The sequence below is a fragment of the Curtobacterium sp. DN_7.5 genome (assembly GCF_022655355.1).
Taxonomy (GTDB): domain Bacteria; phylum Actinomycetota; class Actinomycetes; order Actinomycetales; family Microbacteriaceae; genus Curtobacterium; species Curtobacterium luteum.
In genome coordinates this window covers 1147467-1165619 of record NZ_CP093378.1, presented here as the reverse complement: position 1 = coordinate 1165619, position 18153 = coordinate 1147467, and the positions used below count along the sequence as shown (strand labels likewise).

19 protein-coding genes are annotated in these 18153 nt (G+C 71.3%); 4 read left to right on the top strand and 15 right to left on the bottom strand.

What is annotated here, in order from left to right:
- Nucleotides 1-34 precede the first annotated feature (34 nt).
- The 11 genes from MON03_RS05475 to MON03_RS05425 all read right to left on the bottom strand — a co-directional run bounded on the left by MON03_RS05475 (nt 35) and on the right by MON03_RS05425 (nt 11616).
- Entirely contained in the window at nt 35-889 is an 855-nt protein-coding gene (locus tag MON03_RS05475) for a regulatory protein RecX (protein ID WP_242090950.1), read from the bottom strand.
- 125 nt (nt 890-1014) lie between these two features.
- Nucleotides 1015-2082 carry a recombinase RecA gene (gene recA, locus MON03_RS05470; protein ID WP_022904314.1) on the bottom strand — a complete coding sequence of 356 codons (1068 nt, stop codon included), beginning with the start codon at nt 2080-2082 and terminating at the stop codon, nt 1015-1017.
- A gap of 258 nt (nt 2083-2340) precedes the next feature.
- Nucleotides 2341-2565, bottom strand: a complete 225-nt coding sequence (locus tag MON03_RS05465; RefSeq protein ID WP_175328241.1) for a DUF3046 domain-containing protein — start codon at nt 2563-2565, stop codon at nt 2341-2343.
- 64 nt (nt 2566-2629) lie between these two features.
- On the bottom strand, nt 2630-2938 hold the full coding sequence (locus MON03_RS05460; protein ID WP_058725115.1) for a helix-turn-helix domain-containing protein: 309 nt from the start codon (nt 2936-2938) through the stop codon (nt 2630-2632).
- A 153-nt stretch (nt 2939-3091) separates the two neighbouring features.
- Complete coding sequence (locus MON03_RS05455; RefSeq protein ID WP_242090949.1) at nt 3092-3610, bottom strand: CinA family protein; 519 nt, start codon at nt 3608-3610, stop codon at nt 3092-3094.
- Nucleotides 3607-4245 (bottom strand): CDP-diacylglycerol--glycerol-3-phosphate 3-phosphatidyltransferase, encoded by a 639-nt coding sequence (gene pgsA, locus MON03_RS05450; protein ID WP_175328243.1) that lies wholly within the window; start codon nt 4243-4245, stop codon nt 3607-3609. Before pgsA ends, MON03_RS05455 begins: the two co-directional genes overlap by 4 nt.
- Before the next feature lie 5 nt (nt 4246-4250).
- Nucleotides 4251-7184: an FtsK/SpoIIIE family DNA translocase gene (locus tag MON03_RS05445; protein WP_242090948.1), complete on the bottom strand. Its 2934-nt coding sequence runs from the start codon at nt 7182-7184 to the stop codon at nt 4251-4253.
- Between the two features lie 117 nt (nt 7185-7301).
- On the bottom strand, nt 7302-8978 hold the full coding sequence (locus MON03_RS05440) for a ribonuclease J (protein ID WP_175328245.1): 1677 nt from the start codon (nt 8976-8978) through the stop codon (nt 7302-7304).
- 48 nt (nt 8979-9026) lie between these two features.
- The gene (gene dapA, locus MON03_RS05435) at nt 9027-10004 is read right to left on the bottom strand and encodes a 4-hydroxy-tetrahydrodipicolinate synthase (protein WP_022903605.1); all 978 of its coding nucleotides are present in this window, start codon (nt 10002-10004) and stop codon (nt 9027-9029) included.
- 233 nt (nt 10005-10237) lie between these two features.
- Nucleotides 10238-10789, bottom strand: a complete 552-nt coding sequence (locus MON03_RS05430) for a dihydrofolate reductase (protein WP_242090947.1) — start codon at nt 10787-10789, stop codon at nt 10238-10240.
- Nucleotides 10789-11616, bottom strand: a complete 828-nt coding sequence (locus MON03_RS05425; protein WP_022903607.1) for a thymidylate synthase — start codon at nt 11614-11616, stop codon at nt 10789-10791. The genes MON03_RS05430 and MON03_RS05425 overlap by 1 nt, the downstream gene beginning before the upstream one ends.
- An 88-nt stretch (nt 11617-11704) precedes the next feature.
- Here MON03_RS05425 and MON03_RS05420 point away from each other — a divergent pair, with 88 nt between their 5' ends.
- Nucleotides 11705-12625: a TIGR01777 family oxidoreductase gene (locus MON03_RS05420; RefSeq protein ID WP_175328433.1), complete on the top strand. Its 921-nt coding sequence runs from the start codon at nt 11705-11707 to the stop codon at nt 12623-12625.
- A gap of 58 nt (nt 12626-12683) precedes the next feature.
- Here MON03_RS05420 and MON03_RS05415 read toward each other — a convergent pair whose 3' ends face one another.
- Nucleotides 12684-13094, bottom strand: a complete 411-nt coding sequence (locus MON03_RS05415) for a tetratricopeptide repeat protein (protein ID WP_242091420.1) — start codon at nt 13092-13094, stop codon at nt 12684-12686.
- Between the two features lie 51 nt (nt 13095-13145).
- A complete protein-coding gene (locus tag MON03_RS05410; RefSeq protein WP_242090945.1) occupies nt 13146-13892 on the bottom strand; it encodes a 4-hydroxy-tetrahydrodipicolinate reductase in 747 nt (248 codons plus the stop codon).
- 23 nt (nt 13893-13915) lie between these two features.
- Between MON03_RS05410 and MON03_RS05405 the strand changes: the two genes are divergently transcribed.
- Nucleotides 13916-14407, top strand: a complete 492-nt coding sequence (locus MON03_RS05405; protein WP_242090944.1) for a GNAT family N-acetyltransferase — start codon at nt 13916-13918, stop codon at nt 14405-14407.
- 63 nt (nt 14408-14470) lie between these two features.
- On the opposite strand, the gene MON03_RS05400 is transcribed toward MON03_RS05405, so the two are convergent.
- Nucleotides 14471-15073: a histidine phosphatase family protein gene (locus MON03_RS05400; protein WP_031273474.1), complete on the bottom strand. Its 603-nt coding sequence runs from the start codon at nt 15071-15073 to the stop codon at nt 14471-14473.
- Between the two features lie 8 nt (nt 15074-15081).
- Nucleotides 15082-16416, bottom strand: coding sequence for a M16 family metallopeptidase (locus MON03_RS05395; RefSeq protein WP_175328435.1), 1335 nt, complete (start codon nt 16414-16416; stop codon nt 15082-15084).
- A gap of 244 nt (nt 16417-16660) precedes the next feature.
- Between MON03_RS05395 and MON03_RS05390 the strand changes: the two genes are divergently transcribed.
- On the top strand, nt 16661-17308 hold the full coding sequence (locus MON03_RS05390) for a TetR/AcrR family transcriptional regulator (protein ID WP_022903615.1): 648 nt from the start codon (nt 16661-16663) through the stop codon (nt 17306-17308).
- Nucleotides 17309-17486: 178 nt separating this feature from the next.
- The gene (locus MON03_RS05385) at nt 17487-18014 is read left to right on the top strand and encodes a YbhB/YbcL family Raf kinase inhibitor-like protein (protein ID WP_242090943.1); all 528 of its coding nucleotides are present in this window, start codon (nt 17487-17489) and stop codon (nt 18012-18014) included.
- Nucleotides 18015-18153 lie beyond the last annotated feature (139 nt).

The following is an 18153-nucleotide window of genomic DNA, read 5'->3' as shown; positions in this document are numbered from 1 at the left end:
GTCGCCCCGACGCTCGCCGTGCCGACCCTCGGCGCTACTCGAACCGGACGCTGCCGCCGCCCGGACCAGGCCGGCGTGCCGTGCCGTCGAGCGCGCGCTCGACCGCGATGCGCACCACGCCTGAACCGTAGCCCTTGCGCATCAGGAACCCGGAGAGCCGGCGCTCCGCAGTCGCCCGATCGAGGCCACGCAGCTGTCCCGCACGCTTGGCCGCGAGCTCGAGGGCCCGCACGAACTCGTCGTCGGAGTCGTCCGCCGCTGCCTCGAGTGCCGCGTCGATCGCGACCTGGTCGATGCCCCGGCGACGGAGTTCCGCGACGACACCCTGCCGGCCGAGACCCTTGCGTTCGTGGAGGCGGTCGACGAGGTCCGTCGCGAGTGCCACGTCGTCGAGGAGCCCCACCCGGGTCAGTCGTTCGATCTCACCCTCGACCACGTCCGCGTCGAGGTCGTGCTTCGCGAGTGTCTGCCGCATCTCGGATGTGCTGACCCCACGTCGGCCGAGCGCCCGCATGCTGAATCGCTCGGCGTCCGCGCGTTGCTCGTCCAGGGGTCGAGGTGCGTCCTCGGGGTCGAGCTCCTCGCCGCCGAGGATCGAGAACACCGACGCGCTCGGGGCGTCGGCCTCGGCGCCGTGGTCGTAACCGGCCCGTTCCGCGCGGACGCTCCGACCGGAGGCGTCACCGACCACCGGCGACAGCCACTCAGCCTGGGCGCGCGCACCCCGGAGGGGTGCCGGCGCGTCGGCGTCCAGACCGTTCGACGTCTCGGTCGTGGGCGCGAACCGGGCTTCGGCAGCAGCAGCCTCGGCGGTCGCAGCCTCGGCGGTCGGACCGTCGGCGGTCACACCGTCCGTGTCGGGCTCGGGCGTGCCATCGGAGTTCGTCACGGGCGGGACTGAGCGACCGGCCGAACGACCGGGCCCGCTCGATCCGCGACGCGATCTCGCACCGAACAGGTCGGTGACCGGTGCGAGGTCGTCGTCACCGCGGGACGTGCTCCCGTCGGAGGAGGTCACGCGCCCTTGCGCTCGGCGAGCTTCGGCGCGATCGAGTCGACCGGGGCCTCGGCCGCGGCGTCCTTCGCGGCGCCGACGCCCAGCTTCGTCAGGATCTTGCCTTCGATCTCGGCTGCGATCTCCGGGTTCTGGATGAGGAACGACCGCGAGTTCTCCTTGCCCTGCCCCAGCTGGTCGCCGTCGTACGTGTACCAGGCGCCGGACTTCTTGACGATGCCGTGATCGACACCGAAGTCGAGCAGCGAGCCCTCGCGCGAGATGCCCACGCCGTACAGGATGTCGAACTCGGCCTGTTTGAAGGGCGGGGCCATCTTGTTCTTGACGACCTTCACACGAGTGCGGTTGCCCACCGCGTCCGTACCGCTCTTGAGCGTCTCGATGCGGCGGATGTCGAGGCGGACCGACGCGTAGAACTTGAGCGCCTTGCCGCCCGCGGTGGTCTCCGGGCTGCCGAAGAACACACCGATCTTCTCGCGCAGCTGGTTGATGAAGATCATCGTCGTCTGCGTCTGGTTGAGCCCACCGGCGAGCTTGCGGAGCGCCTGCGACATGAGGCGCGCCTGCAGACCGACGTGGGAGTCGCCCATCTCGCCCTCGATCTCGGCACGGGGCACGAGCGCGGCGACCGAGTCGACGACGATGAGGTCGATGGACCCGGAGCGGACGAGCATGTCGGCGATCTCGAGCGCCTGCTCACCGGTGTCGGGCTGCGAGACGAGGAGGGCGTCGATGTCCACGCCGAGCTTCTTCGCGTACTCGGGGTCGAGGGCGTGCTCGGCATCGATGAACGCGGCGATGCCGCCGTTGCGCTGGGCGTTGGCGATCGCGTGGAGCGTCAGGGTCGTCTTACCGGAGGACTCCGGCCCGTAGATCTCGATGATGCGACCGCGCGGGAGCCCGCCGATGCCGAGCGCGACGTCGAGCGCGACCGAGCCGGTGGGGATGATGGAGACGGGTGCACGCTCGTCCGAGCCGAGGCGCATGACCGTGCCCTTGCCGAACTGACGATCGATCTGGGCGAGAGCGGTCTCGAGGGCCTTCTCGCGGTCCTGGGGTGAGGGCATGGTGCGCTTCCTTCGTGCTGGATGTCGGCTGCCTGTAGGCTGTCGCGCCACCCCGGCCGGTGCTGCAAGGCCGGTGCTTCTGCGACAAGGCGTCGGGCCTGTCCCGATGTCGTTCAACCTACGGCTGGCCACCGACATCACTGCCGACGTCCACACCGCCTGTGGAAGGAACACCCGGACGAGTCCGTTGTGCAGGAACCTACCACCGGTAGAACACGTGTTCGAGCGACACGCCGAACAGAGTTTCGGACGCGCGGATCAGTCCTTCGGTTCGGCGAGGCCCTTGCCGTGGCGGCGCTCCAGCGGGACGTCCTGCGAGTCGCACAGGGCCTCCCAGACCGTCCGCGCGTCGACGCCGGCGCGGAGTGCGTCGGCAGCGGAGCGGCCACCGATCGCCTCGAGGACGACGTCCTGGGTGACGACCGCGCCGTAGGCCTCGCCGAACACCTGGTCGACCGCTCGCCAGAACTCACTCACACGCACCCGACCACCCTAACGAGAACACCCCCACCGGCGGACCGGCGGGGGTGTTCGTGAGCAGTGCGGGTCAGCGCACCGCGAGGTCGTTGTCGAACTCGGCGACGAGCTCGTCGGGCAGCGTGTCGGGGACGGGCGTGAGCCCCTCGACGACCGCGAGACGGTCGCCCACCTCACGCATGATCGTGGAGATGGGGGTGTCCAGTGCGTCGGCGACCGAAGCGAGGATCTCGGAGCTGGCTTCCTTCTGTCCGCGCTCCACCTCGCTGAGGTAGCCGAGTGCGACGCTGGCCTTGGACGCGACCTGACGGAGGGTCCGGCCCTTCTGCAAGCGGAAGTCCCGAAGGACGTCGCCGATCTCCTGACGAACGAGAACCATGAGAACTCCTCCTTCCTGTCGTCTCCGCGCCCGCCCGACCGGGTCGATCGGGAGAGGTCCGGCAACACGAGCGTTGCCGGTTGCAGCATGCTAGCCACTCGGGCTGCGCTCCTGCTGGAGATTGCGTCAGATGTAACCCAGTGGAAACGGTGCCTATTCCCCCACGGTGGGGAGAGCGCCGTTCGCCGTGGACGACATCCGTGCCAGGAGTTCGGAGACCGTGCCCTCCCGGATTGCCGTGCGGTCGCCCGAGAGGTGCAGCTCCCAGGCGACGGCGCGTTCCGCCGACGCGATGCCGACGAACACCGTGCCCACCGGCTTGCCGTCCTGTGGGTCCGGGCCCGCGACACCCGTCGTGCTGATCCCCCAGGTCGCGGGCTCCCCGTCCACGGACAGTGCGGAGCGGGCACCCGCGGCCATCTGCCGGGCGACCTCGGGGTCGACGGCGCCGCGCTGGGCGAGCAGGTCCGCGTCGACGCCGAGCACCGTGTGCTTCACCGGCGTCGCGTACGCCACGACACCACCACGGACGACGGCACTCGCACCGGGGACACCGACGAGCGTCGCGACGACGAGCCCACCGGTCAGCGACTCCGCCACGGCGATGGTCTCGCCCCGGGCGGTGAGCGCAGCGACGAGCTCGCGCGCGGAGCCGTCGACGTCCGTCGTCACGCCGTGGCCCGGTTGTGCTTCCACGCCTGCCAGAGGTAGTCGAGGCCGCTGAGCACGGTCGCGAGCAGTGCGGCGGTCATCAGGACGGTGTTGACCACGTGCGCCCAGTCGCCGACCAGCTGCCACCAGGGGAACAGCGCGAGCGTGATCGCGACGGCCTGCAGGACGGTCTTGATCTTCCCGCCGCGGCTCGCGGGGATCACCCGGTCCGAGAGCACGGCGAACCGGAACACCGTGATGCCGATCTCCCGCACCATGATCAGGACGGTGACGAACCAGGGCAGTTCGCCGAGGATCGAGAGCGCCACGAGCGCGCCGCCGATGAGGACCTTGTCCGCGATCGGGTCGACGAGCTTGCCGAAGTCCGTGACGAGGTTCTGGCGCCGAGCGATGATGCCGTCGGCACTGTCGGTGATGATCGCGACGACGAAGAGCACCGCGGCCCAGATGCGCAGCGAGCCGTCCTGACCGCCGTCCGCGAGCAGCAGGACGAAGAACAGCGGCGCCATGAGGATGCGCACGACCGTGATGATGTTCGCCACGTTCGCGGTCGATGCGGGCCCGTCGCCCTTGCGGATCAGTCGCCCTCGCCAGGGGAACTGCGCCGCACTGTGCGCGCCTTCGGTGCTGGTCATCGCACTCACTCCCTGCCGGTCAGTCCCCACGCGTCCTCGTCCGGTCCGTCGTCCTCCTCAGGGTACCCGCGCGTCATGTCCGCCACCGGGTCGTCCCCGTACCGGTCGCCGTCGTCCGGCGCGGACGCCACCGGCGCAGCAGCAGCGGGAGCGACGGAAGCGACCGGAGCGGCGGCCGGGGGTTCCTCACCGCGGAGCTTCGCGAGCACCCCCGGGAGCTGGTCCGGCGTGACGAGGACGTCGCGGGCCTTCGACCCCTCGGACGGTCCGACGATGTCGCGGGACTCCATGAGGTCCATGAGGCGTCCGGCCTTGGCGAACCCGACGCGGAGCTTGCGCTGCAGCATCGACGTCGAGCCGAACTGCGTCGACACGACCTGCTCGACCGCGGCCAGGAGCAGCTCGAGGTCGTCGCCGATGTCCGCGTCGATCTCCTTGCGCTCGACCACGGCCTGGACGTCCTGGCGGTACTCGGGTCGGGCTTGCCGGGTGACGTGCTGCACGACCTCGGCGACCTCGCTCTCCTGCACCCAGGCGCCCTGCACGCGCAGGGCCTTCGACGAGCCCATCGGCAGGAAGAGCGCGTCGCCCTGGCCGATGAGCTTGTCGGCACCCGGCTGGTCGAGGATGACCCGCGAGTCGGTGACGCTCGTCACCGCGAAGGCCACGCGCGACGGCACGTTCGCCTTGATGAGGCCGGTGATGACGTCGACCGACGGGCGCTGGGTCGCGAGCACGAGGTGGATCCCCGCGGCACGGGCGAGCTGGGTGATGCGGACGATCGACTCCTCGACGTCGCGCGGGGCGACGAGCATGAGGTCGGCGAGCTCGTCCACGACCACGAGCAGGTACGGGTACTTCTTGAGCTTCCGCTCACTCCCCGCCGGCAGGATGATCTCGTTGTTCTCGATCGCCTTGTTGAAGTCGTCGACGTGGCGGAACCCGAACGACGCGAGGTCGTCGTACCGCATGTCCATCTCCTTCACGACCCACTGCAGCGCTTCCGCCGCCTTCTTCGGGTTCGTGATGATGGGCGTGATGAGGTGCGGGACCCCGGCGTAGATCGAGAGCTCGACGCGCTTCGGGTCCACGAGGACCATGCGCACCTCGGACGGCTTCGCGCGCATCAGGAGCGAGGTGATCATCGAGTTGATGAACACCGACTTGCCGGAGCCGGTGGAGCCGGCCACGAGCAGGTGCGGCATCTTCGCGAGGTTCGCGACGACGAAGCCGCCCTCGACGTCCTTGCCGACACCGATCGTCATCGGGTGCTTCGACTTGCGGGCCGCGTTCGACCGGAGGACGTCGCCGAGCGACACCGTCTCGCGGTCGGTGTTCGGGATCTCGACGCCGATCGCGCTCTTGCCCGGGATCGGCGAGAGGATGCGCACCTCGTTCGAGGCGACGGCGTAGGACAGGTTCTTCGACAGCGCGGTGACCCGCTCCACCTTCACGCCGGGACCAAGCTCGATCTCGTAGCGCGTCACCGTCGGCCCACGGGAGAACCCGGTGACCTTCGCGTCGACCTTGAACTCGGTGAGCACACCGGTGATCGCCGCGACGATGTCGTCGTTCGCCTGGCTGCGGGCCACCGACGGGGTCCCCGCGCTCAGCGTGGTCGCCGCCGGCAGACGGTACGGCTTGTCCGGGTCCTCGTCGTCGGCCGCGGCGGACAGGCCGTCGGCCGCGTCGGCCGGGTCGTCGACGGGGTCCTCGGCCGGGAGGCTCGGGGAGACCACCGGGGACACGCCGGCATCCGGGCGGGTCGCCTCGCCCACCGTCGGCTCGGCCACGCGCGCGGGTGCGGCGGGCACCTCGGCGCCGAAGTCGCGCAGGGCCTGCTCGGCGTGCTCGAGCTCCTGCTCGATCGAGTCGTTGAGGTTCACCGATCCGGGCTCGGCCGGCGTGTGGTCGACGAGTCCGGCGGCGGCTCCGGCGTTCGGGGAGGCCGACGGCGGCACGGGCGGGGCGGCCTGCGTCGCGGCGGCGGGCAGCACGGGGCTGTCGAAGGCCGGTTCTTCCTCGCGGCCGGACTTGTTGCGGCGCCACCACGGCACGGTCTCGACCGACTCGTCGCCGGGTGCTCCGTCCTCGCCGAAGCCGAGGTCGTCGAAGAGCTGGAACTCCTGCGAGTCCTTCTTGCCCTTGCCGCGGGGCTTCCGCGGCGTCGACTCCGGCGCGGTGTCGACCGCGTCGTCCGCAGGGGCGGGCGCGGGGGCGCCGAAGAGGTAGGCGTAGAGCTCGTGCAGGCGGCGGCCGGTCTTGTTCGGCGGCGTCTTCGTGATGATGAAGAGCGAGAGCACCAGCAGCACGACGGCGACCGGGACGGCGACCCACGCGGTCGCGATCGTGACGAGCCACCCGATGACGACCCAGCCGAGCACACCTCCGGCGGCGGCGAGGGCCGGCATGCCGTCGGACGCGCTCGGGGTGCCGCCGAAGACGTGGCACAGCGACGAGATCGACACGAGCAGGATCCCGAGGCCGATCCCGATGCGGGTGTTGTCGTGCACCGACGCCGGGTGCCGGAACAGCCATCCGGCGAACACGACCATGATCACCGGCAGCGCGAAGGCGAGTCGGCCGAAGAGTCCACCGAACGTGTACGCGTCGAGGTTCACCGACACCGCGCTCGTCGGGTTGAGCCACTCGACCACGGCACCGGCGATGGCGAGCAGGACGAGCAGGAACGGGAAGCCGTCGCGCCGCTGGTCCTTCTCGAGGGACTCCTTGCCGAGCACGCGGAAGAGGGCGCCGACGCCGTGGGCCATCGCGAGCCACGCCGTCACGAGCGGGTTCTGCTCACGGAAGACCGGGGGCTGGCTGGCCGGTGGCAGCTTCTTCGTCGTGGCCTGGGTGCGCGACGTCCCGCGCGTCGTGCTCGTGCGCGACGACGAGGACGCGCGTGAGCGCGTGGTCGACTTGGTGCCTCCGGCCATGGGCAGAACCCTAATCCCCGCCCAGGACAAAGCGAGGGAGGCCCGCCGCAGCGTCCGTGACGGACGTGTGACGGGCCTCCAGGCCGGACCGCGCGCGAGCGCGACCGGCGGACGCGACTATGCCTCGATGACCACCGGGACGATCATCGGGCGACGACGGTGCTTCGAGTTCACCCAGCGCCCGACCGTGCGCCGGACCACCTGGGTGAAGGCGTGCTGGTCACGCGTGCCGTTCGCGGCGGCCTCGGCCAGCGCCTTGGCGATCTGCGGACGGACGTCGTCGAACACCGACTCGTCCTCCGCGAACCCGCGCGACTGGATCTCCGGGCCGACGACGCACTGGCCCGTGGTGAAGTCCACGGCGCAGAAGATGGAGATGAAGCCCTCTTCCGCGAGGACACGGCGGTCCTTCAGGTCGGCGTCGGTGATCTCGCCGACGGTCGACCCGTCGACGTAGACGTACCCGATGTCGAGCTGGCCCGCGACGCGCACCTCGCCGTCCTTGAGGTCGACGACGATGCCGTCCTGCCCGAGGATGACGTTCCGCGGCGGGACACCGGTCTGGATCGCGAGGTCGGCGCTCGCGTAGAGGTGGCGGTGCTCGCCGTGCACGGGCAGGACGTTCTTCGGCCGGAGGATGTTGTAGCAGTACAGCAGCTCGCCGGCGCTGGCGTGCCCGGAGACGTGCACCTTCGCGTTGCCCTTGTGCACGACCTTCGCGCCGAGCTTGGTCAGCCCGTCGATCACGCGGTAGACGGCGTTCTCGTTGCCCGGGATGAGCGAGGACGCGAGGATGACGGTGTCGCCCTCGCCGATCTCGATCTGGTGCTCGAGGTTCGCCATGCGTGCCAGGACGGCCATCGGCTCGCCCTGCGAGCCGGTCGACATGTAGACGATCTGGTCGTCCGGGACGTTCTTCGCCTTCTTCGTGTCGATGAGCACGTCGTCCGGCACGCGGAGGTAGCCGAGCTCGGCGGCGATCGTCATGTTTCGGATCATCGACCGGCCCATGAACGCGACCTTGCGGTTCGCGGCGGCCGCGGCGTCGAGGACCTGCTGCACACGGTGGACGTGCGACGAGAAGCTCGCCACGACGACCTTCTTGCGGGCGCGCGCGATGATGTTCTCGAGGACCGGCCCGATGTCGCGCTCCGGGGCGGTGAAGCCCGGCACGTCGGCGTTGGTAGAGTCCGGCAGGAACAGGTCGACGCCCTGCTCGCCGAGCCGCGCGAAGGCGCGGAGGTCGGTGATGCGGTCGTCGAGCGGGAGCTGGTCCATCTTGAAGTCACCCGTGTGCAGGACCCGACCGGCGGGGGTCGTGATCGCGACGGCGAGGGCGTCCGGGATGGAGTGGTTCACGGCGACGAACTCGAGGTGGAACGGGCCGAGCTGCTCGGTCTGGTCTTCCTGGACGACGAGCGTGTACGGCTTGATCCGGTGTTCCTTGAGCTTCGCCTCGACGAGCGCGAGGGTCAGCGTGGAGCCGATCAGCGGGATGTCGCCCTTGAGCTTGAGCAGGTACGGGACGGCGCCGATGTGGTCCTCGTGGCCGTGCGTGAGCACGACGCCGAGGACGTCGTCGAGGCGGTCCCGGATGGGCGCGAAGTCCGGCAGGATCAGGTCGACGCCGGGCTGGTGCTCCTCGGGGAACAGCACGCCGGCGTCCACGACGAGGAGCTTGCCCTCGTACTCGTAGACGGTCATGTTGCGACCGATCTCGCCGAGCCCACCGATGGGGACGACGCGGAGGGTGCCGGCTTCGAGCGGCTGTGGTGTGGAGATCTGGGTGGGCATTCGGTCCTGACTGTCGTGCGACGCGCTACCGCTGCGCCGCGGTCTTTCCTAACGTGTGGTGCCTGGCACCTTCGGCAGTGCGCCGCCGGCCGCTGCGTTGCGGTCGGGGCGGAAGTTCGAGAAGTCGGCGCCCGGGATGTCCCGGACCGCCTCGAGGGAGGTCTCGATGGCGTACGCCTCGGTGTCCTCGGGGCCGACGAGCGGCAGCCGGACGCGCGGGCTGCCGATGCGGCCGAGTCCGTGCAGCACGTACTTCGCCGCGACGGTCCCGGGGACGTGGGTCATGATCGCACGGACCAGCGGCTCGACGCGCTTGTGCTCGGCGGTCGCGGTCGCGAGGTCGCCGCGGTTCACGGCGTCGACGATCGTGCGGTACGGCGTCGACGTGATGTTCGCCGTCACGCCGATGAGCCCCGTGGCCCCGATCGACAGGTGCGGGAGCACGTTCGTGTCGTCGCCCGAGAAGTACATGAGGTCGGTGTTGTTGAGCACCCGGGAGACCTCGGCGAAGTCGCCCTTGGCGTCCTTCACGGCGAGGATGTTCGGGTGGTGCGAGGCCCGCACGATGGTCTCGTACGTGATCGGGATCCCGGTGCGGCCGGGGATGTCGTAGAGGATGACCGGCAGGTCGGTGGCGTCCGCGATCATCCGGAAGTGGGTGAGCACGCCCGCCTGCGTCGGCTTGTTGTAGTACGGCGTGACGATCATCACGCCGTCGGCGCCGGCCTTCTCGCTCTGCTTGTAGAGGTGGATCGCGTGCGCGGTCTCGTTCGAGCCGCCGCCCGTGATGATCTTCGCGCGACCGGCGGCGACGGACTTGCCGACCTCGACCAGGCGGAGCTTCTCCGGGTCGGTGAGCGTGGACGTCTCACCCGTGGTGCCCGTGACGACGATGCCGTCTGCGCCGGCGGTGATGCAGTCGTCGATGTGCTGCTCGACGCCCGGCCAGTCGACCTCGCCGTCGGCGGTGAACGGGGTCACGAGGGCGACGAGGACCTGACCGAAGGGATTCTCACGCGTGGACACGGAGACCAGCGTACCGGGGACGGGCGACGGGACCGCAGTCCGCCCGGACGGTGGGCCGCTCGCGCGCACACGGCGTTGTTCGCGTTCGCACAACCAAGGTCAGTGCGCACCACGCGTTTCCGCGGTGTGCGCGGTCTTTGGTTGTGCGGAAACGGAACGCACCGGCACCCGTGGGCGGCGGCGGCGGCGGGCGCGCGGCGCGCGGCGCGCGCGGCGGCGCGCGCCGCGGCGCGCTACGGGCGCGCTCGCTCGGCGCGGCGCCACTCCAGGAAGCGGAAGCGCGTGCCGTCGACGCGGGACTCCTGCCACGGACCCTCGTCGACGAGGGTCCACCCCGCACCGAGCTCCGGCGCGACCGTGTCCCCCGGGACCTCGACGTCGACGATCGTCTCGGAGACCCGGTCGGCGAAGGGCAGCGCGTCGGCGTACACCGCTCCCCCACCCATCACCCAGACCGGCCCGTCCGTGTCGAGCGCCGTCGCGAGGTCGTGCACCACCTCGGCGCCGACTGCGGCCTCCGAGAAGCTCCACGCCGCGTCGCGGGTGAGCACGACGTTCCGCCGCCCGGGCAGCGGCCGGAAGCGCGGCGGGAGGGACTCCCACGTGCGACGACCCATCACCACGGTGGCGTCGCCGGTGACGGTCCGGAAGTGGGCGAGGTCCTCCGGGACGTGCCACGGGATGCCACCGTCGGCCCCGATCACGCCGGAGACCGACCGTGCCCAGACCATGCCGACCCCGCGGACGGGTTCCGTCCAGCCGTCGGGCAGCACACCCTCGACCATCAGACGGCGACCGGGGCCGCGATGGACGGGTGGTGGTGGTACCCGACGACCTCGATGTCCTCGTACACGTAGTCGTCGATGGAGTCGCGCGGCGCGAGCGTCAGCGTCGGCATCGGGTACGGCGTGCGGGTCAGCTGCTCGCGGACCTGCTCGACGTGGTTGTCGTACACGTGGCAGTCGCCGCCGGTCCACACGAAGTCGCCGACCTCGAGCCCGGTCTGCGCCGCGATCATGTGGGTGAGGAGCGCGTACGAGGCGATGTTGAACGGCACGCCGAGGAACATGTCCGCGCTCCGCTGGTAGAGCTGGCACGAGAGCTTGCCGTCGTTGACCCAGAACTGGAAGAACGCGTGGCACGGGGCGAGCGCCATGTCGGGCACGTCCGCGACGTTCCACGCGGAGACGATGAGGCGACGGGAGTCCGGATCGTTGCGGATCTGCTCGATGACCTGGGCGATCTGGTCGACGTGCTCGCCGGAGGGCGTCGGCCACGAGCGCCACTGCACGCCGTACACCGGTCCGAGGTCGCCGTCCTCGCCCGCCCACTCGTTCCAGATCCGGACACCGTGCTCCTGCAGCCAGCGGGCGTTGCCGTCGCCGCGCAGGAACCACAGCAGCTCGTACGCCACCGACTTGAAGTGCACGCGCTTCGTCGAGACGAGCGGGAAGCCCTCCGACAGGTCGTACCGCAGCTGGGCGCCGAAGATGCTGCGCGTGCCGGTGCCGGTGCGGTCGCCCTTCGGCGCGCCTTCCTCGACCACACGACGCAGCAGGTCTTCGTACGGAGTCGGGACGGTGGGATCGGGCTGCACGGTCTCGTCGGTCACTCAACGAGCCTAAACGGGACCACCCACATCGGCGACCTCACAGCCGGGCGCGGCCCCGACCTCCAGGCTCCTGAGTACCGTTGTCCCCATGGCCGACACGACCCCCCAACCGCTCTCGATCGTCGTCGCCGGCGCGTCCGGCTTCATCGGCACCCCGCTCGTCCGGGCGCTCCGCGAGGCCGGGCACCACGTCTCCACGCTCGTGCGGCGAGACCCCCGCTCCCCCACCGAGTTCCGCTGGGCACCGGGTTCGCGACCCCTCGACCCCGCGGTCATCGACGGCGCGGACGTCGTGGTGAACCTCGCCGGCGCGAGCATCGGCAAGCTGCCCTGGACCGCCGCGTACAAGCAGGAGATCCTGCGGTCGCGCGTGTCCGCCACCGAGACGCTCGTCGAGGCGATGCGGCACACGACGAACCCGCCGGCGCTCTTCCTGTCCGGCTCGGCGTCCGGCGTCTACGGCGACCGCCCCTCCGACGTCCTGCAGGACGATGCCGCTCCCGGCACGGGCTTCCTCGCCGAGGTGTGCGTCGCGTGGGAGGCGGCCGCGAACGCCGCCCCGGACGGCGTCCGCGTCGTCACGCTGCGCACCGGCATCGTCGTCGGGCAGGGCGGTGGCGCGCTCGCACCACTCGCCCCGCTCACGAAGGCCGGTCTCGGCGGTCGGCTCGGCACCGGCGGCCAGTTCTGGCCGTGGATCGCCCTGGACGACGAGGTCGGCGCGATCGTGCACCTCGCCACCAGCCCCGAGGCCGCCGGGGTGTCGGGTCCGGTGAACCTGGCGGGACCGGAGCCGGCCGTGTCCGACCGCATCACCCACCGCGTCGCCGAGGACCTGCACCGCCCCTACCTGTTCCGGATGCCCGAGTTCGCACTGCGCCTCGTCCTCCGGGATGCCGCCGACGAGATGCTGCTGTCGAGCCAGCAGATGGTGCCGACCAAGCTCCTGGAGTCGGGCTACACGTTCCGGTACGCGCGTGCCGAGGACGCCGTCGACGCCGCGTTCTGAACGCGACCAGCAGACGGCCTGGAGGCCCGGGGCGGCCCCGCCACGTCCCTCCAGGCCGTCAGCCGCGCGCCCTGGTGAGCGCTTCGCGCATCGCGGCCCGCGCCCGCTTGCGGTCACCGGCGGCGTCGTAGACGACGCCGAGTCGGTACCAGCCGCGCCAGTCGGCGGGGTCCTGCTCCACCGCCTCCTTGTACCGGGGGAAGAGGTCGTCGGCAGCGTCACGCACCGGACGTCCCGACGGTCGCACGTCGACCACGTCGTCGGGTGCACCGCCCTCCCGTTCGAGCCGTGCGCCGAGCCGGGTGATCCGGAAGCCGAAGCGGAGTTCGAGGACGAGCAGGACCGCGCCGATCGCCGCGACCACGAAGAGCGCCACGCCGATGCCGATGCCGATCGGGATGCCCGTGGCGATGAACGCGACCGCCCGCTGCCCGACGAGCACGATGTAGAGCACCAGCAGCACCGCCATGAGCGCGGCGCCCCAGAACGGTGACCGGGCGGACTTCAGCACGGTCGTCCCTCAGCCGATTCCGAGGACGCTGCCGAGCCCGACGGTCAGCCCGCGCGTCGAGCCGACCGCGGTCAGGGCCGCTCGGATCCCCGCCACGTAGGCGACGTCGTCGTTCGTGTCGTGCCGGATCGTCAGGGTCTCGCCGGGACCGCTGAGCAGGACGTCCTGCACGGCCTTCACGCCGGGCAGCCGCAGCGAGTGGATCGGGATGCTCGCGACCTGCTGCCCGCGGGCGCGCTGGTCGACGTGCGGAGCGTCGACCGGACCGACCTCGCGGCGGGCGTCGGCGATGAGCTCCGCGGTGCGGACGGCGGTGCCCGAGGGCGAGTCGACCTTGCCCGCGTGGTGCGTCTCGACGATCTCCACCGAGGGGAACCACGGCGCGGCGATCGTCGCGAGGTGGGTGCCGAGCACGGACCCGATCGAGAAGTTCGGGACGACGAGCACGCCCTGGTCGGGTCGGGCCTCGAGGCCGGCGCGGAGCTTCGCGAGCCGGTCCTGCGACCAGCCGGAGGTCCCCACGAGGACGTTCGCCCCCGCGACGAGCGCGTTTTCGACGATCGCCGGGCTCAGCGCCGGGACCGTGACGTCCACGACGAGCGCCGCGTCGCCGAACACCGACGGCGGGGCCTCGTGCGCGCCGTCCTTCGACGAGAGCCGTGCGACGAGCTCGAAGTCCGGGAGTTCCTCGACCACCGAGGCCACGAGGGCCCCGAGCCGACCGGTGGCGCCGACGACGGCGACGGGAGTGACCATGCCCACCATCCTAGGATCGGGGCATGCCGCTCGACGTCAGGACCGTGCCCGCCGACGCACCGGAGGTCGACGCCCTGCTCGACGCGTACCTCGACGAGCGCGAGCGCACCTTCCCGCGCGCCCAGGGCACCTACGCGCGGAAGCGCACGCCGGCCGCCGAGTTCACGGTGCCGGACGGGGTGTTCGTCGTGGCGTACGACGACGCCGTCCCGGTGGGGTGCGGCGGGCTGCGCCGCATCGCGGACGGCCGGACCGAGGACGGCGGGGTCGACGTCCGCTTCGAGGTGAAGCACGTGTACGTCACCCCCGAGGGCCGGGGCCGCGGGGTCGCGACGGCGGTCATGGACGCGCTCGAGGCGGCTGCCGGAGCGCTCGGCGCAACCGCGGTCGTGCTCGACACGAACGACTCGCTCGTGGCGGCGGGCTCGATGTACCGCAGCCGGGGCTACGCGCGCGTCGCACCGTTCAACGAGAACCCCAACGCGACCGCCTGGTACCGCAAGCCGGTCCGCTGAGGCGATCCGGGCCTCCAGGCCGGGCCACGTCCGACGGACGCGACCTGCGGGACCGCGCCGGGCTCAGACGGGCTGGTCGACCGGGAGGCCGGTGCGCAGCTCGACCGGGAGGTGCGCGAGGTCGTTCAGGGTGACGACCTCGGCCGGCTTCGCCGAGCGGATGCGGATGATCGTGAGGGCCGTGTGGGCGACGTTCGTGCCCATCCAGCGCCACTCGGGTGCTTGGAAGGCCTCGCGGACGAACCAGCCGATGACGGCGTTGTGCGTGATGAGGAGGTCGTGCCGGTCCTCGCGCGCGGGCGTGAACCACTCGGCGACCGCGTCGCCCATCTGGGCCTGCCCGGCGATGATCTCCTCTTCCGTGATGCCGCCGTACCAGCCCTGGTACGCGTGCGGCATGTCGGGCGTGGGCCCGGACGGGATGCAGTCGAAGAGCAGCGTCGACGGCTCCGGCTGGATCGAGGGCAGCCGCTGGGCGATGAACGCCGCGGTCTCGCTCGGCGCCTCGAGCGGCGAGTGGTGCACGGCGTCGAACGGAACGCCACCGAGACGGTCCGCGATCAGCGTTGCCTGGCGCTTGCCGCGCTCCGACAGCTTGCCGTCGCGGAGACCGTGCTCCGCGTCCTGGTGCTCGCCGTGCCGGACGAGGTAGAGGTAGTGCGACATGTCGATGCTCAGCCCCCCGTGCCGATCGCGGTCTCGAGTTCGTTCTGCTGCACGGCGCCGACGACCGACGTGATCATCGGGCGGGTCAGGAGGTCCCCCGCGAGCTCCTGCACGTCGGCCCGCGTGACCCGGTCGACGCGTTCGAGTGCGGTGGCGAGGTCGGTGTACTCCCCGGTGCCGAGCTCGGAGCGGCCCAGGCGGGTCATCCGGGCATCGGAGTCCTCGAGCGAGAGCGTCAGCGCCCCCTCGATCTGTCCCTTGGCGCGGCGCAGTTCGTCGTCGGTGATGCCGTCCGCGACCATGCGGCGGAACTCCTGGTCGACGATCTCGACGACACCGGGGACGTTGTCCGGCGCGCACCCCGCGTAGACCCCGAAGGCGCCGTTGTCGAGGTAGGCCGGGGCGAACGAGGAGACCGCGTAGGCCAGGCCGCGCCGCTCCCGGACCTCCTGGAAGAGGCGGGAGCTCATGCCGCCGCCGAGCACCGCGTTGAGCACGCTCAGCGTCGGGCGGCGCTCGTCGCGGAGGTCGAGGCCCTGCGAACCGCGGAGCATGCTGACCTGCTCGGTCGGGCGGTGCACGACGGAGAGCTTCGGCTGCGCGGGGTCGGCCACGGGCTGCGGGGACCGGCGGGCCAGCGGTGCGGCCTTCTCGGCGTGCTGGAACACACGCTCCACCAGCGCACGGAATCGGTCGTGGTCGACAGCACCGGCGGCGGTCACGACGATGCCGTTGGGGGCGTAGTGCTCGCGGTAGTGGGCCAGCACCTCGTCGCGTTGCACGGCGCGGATGCTGTCCGGGGTGCCGCCGATCGGGCGGCCGAGCGGGTGGCCGTCGAACGCGGCGGCGAAGAAGGCCTCGCCCGCGACGTCGGCCGGGTCGTCGGCGGCCATCGCGAGTTCCTCGAGGATGACGCCGCGCTCGACGTCGAACGCCTCGGGCTCGAGGACCGAGCCGGTCACCATGTCGCCGATGACCTGCACGGCCATGGGCACGTCGGCGTCCCGCACCCGGGCGTAGTAGCAGGTGTACTCCTTGGCGGTCGCGGCGTTGTGCTCGCCACCCACCGAGTCGAACGCGATGGCGATGTCGAGGGCGCTGCGCTCCGCCGTGCCCTTGAAGAGGAGGTGCTCGAGGAAGTGCGTCGACCCGTACTGCCCCTCCCGCTCGTCACGCGAACCGACACCGACCCAGAACCCGATGCTCGTCGACGCGGCTCCCGGCACCGCCTCGGTGAGGACACGGACACCCGAGGGCAGCACGGATCGGCGGACGAAGGCGCCGCCGGACGTCAGGAACGACGTGTCCGGGGCCTCCAGTGGCAACGGCACAGGGTGACTCATCGGAGACGAGCCTACTGACCGTCACCGGGGTGCAGCCCAGTTTCACCGCGGTTCACGACGTGCCTCGAATTGGGGTACAGATTTTGAGGACAGACCGACTCGTCTGTCTGTCCTCCTTGTGGTACTGTCATCACACCGGATCGAAAGCCCCCCTAGATTCCGATCCGGTGGCTCGGGACATCAGTCCTGCGTGACCGTCTCCCCCCGATCGGTCACGGAGCCGATGAGCCCAAGGAGCAGCGCTGTGACGGTCGATTCCCCCCAACCGGCCGTCCAGCGTCTCCTGGGTCCGAGTGACGACCTCGCGTCGCCGGGCGGGTCGAGCGTCCCCCCGGCTCCCCGTCCCGGCGGCGCGAAGGTCCGCATCCTCGAGACCGCGACGCGGCTCTTCTACGAGGAGGGCATCCGCGGCGTCGGCGTCGACCGACTCATCTCCGAGGCCAGCGTCACCAAGGCGACGTTCTACAAGCACTACGGGTCGAAGGACAACCTGATCCTCGCCTACATCCGCTCCCAGCACGAAGCGACGCAGCAGCGCTTCGAGGAGCTCGTGGCCGCGGCGGGCTCCCCCACCGAAGCCATCCGGGCCTGGGTCGCCGCCGTCTCCGACCAGGTCGACCGGCCGGGCTTCCGCGGGTGCGCGTTCCTCAACGCCGCGGCGGAGTACCACGATCCCCGCGACCCCGTGCGCGAAGTCGTCGCGACCCACCGCGACTGGTACACGGACCGGCTCGCCACGCTCCTGCAGGAGGCCGGTCACCCCCTGGCCGGCGACGGTGCGGATGAGCTCATGCTCGCGCGCGACGGCGCGATGACGGGTGCGTACGCCGGCGATGCGATCGCGGCGACCGCCGCGCTCGGTCGCGTGGTCGAGCGGGTGCTCGCGGCCTGACGCTCCCGGCGCGGCGGTGTCGCTTCCACGGCTCGCCCCGGTGCGCGAACGGCTCGTCCGTCGCCGTCGCGCGATCGCTGTCGCTGCCGCACACCCGGCCTGGAGGCGCGATCCGGCTCCGTCACGCCGCCAGACCCCGCATCGGCGCACGCTGAGCGCGTGGGTGTTGGCTGGTTGCATGACGAACGACCCGAACTGGAACCTCCCCGACGTCCCCTCCTTCGAGCTCACGAGCCCGGACTTCACCGACGGCGGAGCGCTGCCCGACTGGGCCCGCGGCACGGACGCCGGCGGCGAGGACCGCTCCCCCGCGCTCGAGTGGTCCGGCGCGCCCGACGGCACCCAGAGCTACGTCCTCACCGTGTACGACCCCGACGCCCCCACGGGCTCGGGCTTCTGGCACTGGTCGCTGACGGACATCCCGGCGAGCACGACCTCGCTCGCGCAGGGCTCCGGCACGGATGACGCGCTCCTCCCCGCCGAGGCGCTGCGCCGCCGCAACGAGTTCGGCACCGACACGTTCCTCGGTGCCGCCCCGCCGGCCGGACACGGCCCGCACCGGTACTTCTTCACGCTGAGCGCGCTCGACGTCCCCGTGCTCGAGGCGCCCGCGGACGCGACTCCGGCGATCGTCGGGTTCCTCCTGCGGGAGCACCTGCTCGGCCGCGCCCAGCTCGTCGGCACGCAGGAGACGCCCGCGTCCTGACGCGCTCGGGCGCCCCGAGTCTCGGGCACAGCGACACCGCTCGGGGCCGACCGCGCGAGAACGGTCGCTCAGCCCGAGCCTCGGTAGGACGCCGCCGGGCGAGGACGCCGCCGGGCGAGACCCTCGCACCACCGCCACC

What these genes read in the sequence shown, in the direction of transcription:
- MON03_RS05420 (WP_175328433.1), top strand. Translation starts at nt 11,705, where the DNA reads ATGGCCGACACGACCCCCCAACCGCTCTCGATCGTCGTCGCCGGCGCG.
- pgsA (WP_175328243.1), bottom strand. Translation starts at nt 4,245, where the DNA reads ATGACCAGCACCGAAGGCGCGCACAGTGCGGCGCAGTTCCCCTGGCGA.
- recA (WP_022904314.1), bottom strand. Translation starts at nt 2,082, where the DNA reads ATGCCCTCACCCCAGGACCGCGAGAAGGCCCTCGAGACCGCTCTCGCC.
- MON03_RS05430 (WP_242090947.1), bottom strand. Translation starts at nt 10,789, where the DNA reads ATGGTCGAGGGTGTGCTGCCCGACGGCTGGACGGAACCCGTCCGCGGG.
- MON03_RS05405 (WP_242090944.1), top strand. Translation starts at nt 13,916, where the DNA reads ATGCCGCTCGACGTCAGGACCGTGCCCGCCGACGCACCGGAGGTCGAC.
- MON03_RS05395 (WP_175328435.1), bottom strand. Translation starts at nt 16,416, where the DNA reads ATGAGTCACCCTGTGCCGTTGCCACTGGAGGCCCCGGACACGTCGTTC.
- MON03_RS05460 (WP_058725115.1), bottom strand. Translation starts at nt 2,938, where the DNA reads ATGGTTCTCGTTCGTCAGGAGATCGGCGACGTCCTTCGGGACTTCCGC.
- MON03_RS05400 (WP_031273474.1), bottom strand. Translation starts at nt 15,073, where the DNA reads ATGTCGCACTACCTCTACCTCGTCCGGCACGGCGAGCACCAGGACGCG.
- MON03_RS05445 (WP_242090948.1), bottom strand. Translation starts at nt 7,184, where the DNA reads ATGGCCGGAGGCACCAAGTCGACCACGCGCTCACGCGCGTCCTCGTCG.
- MON03_RS05415 (WP_242091420.1), bottom strand. Translation starts at nt 13,094, where the DNA reads ATGGCGGTGCTGCTGGTGCTCTACATCGTGCTCGTCGGGCAGCGGGCG.
- MON03_RS05440 (WP_175328245.1), bottom strand. Translation starts at nt 8,978, where the DNA reads ATGCCCACCCAGATCTCCACACCACAGCCGCTCGAAGCCGGCACCCTC.
- MON03_RS05385 (WP_242090943.1), top strand. Translation starts at nt 17,487, where the DNA reads ATGACGAACGACCCGAACTGGAACCTCCCCGACGTCCCCTCCTTCGAG.
- MON03_RS05410 (WP_242090945.1), bottom strand. Translation starts at nt 13,892, where the DNA reads ATGGTCACTCCCGTCGCCGTCGTCGGCGCCACCGGTCGGCTCGGGGCC.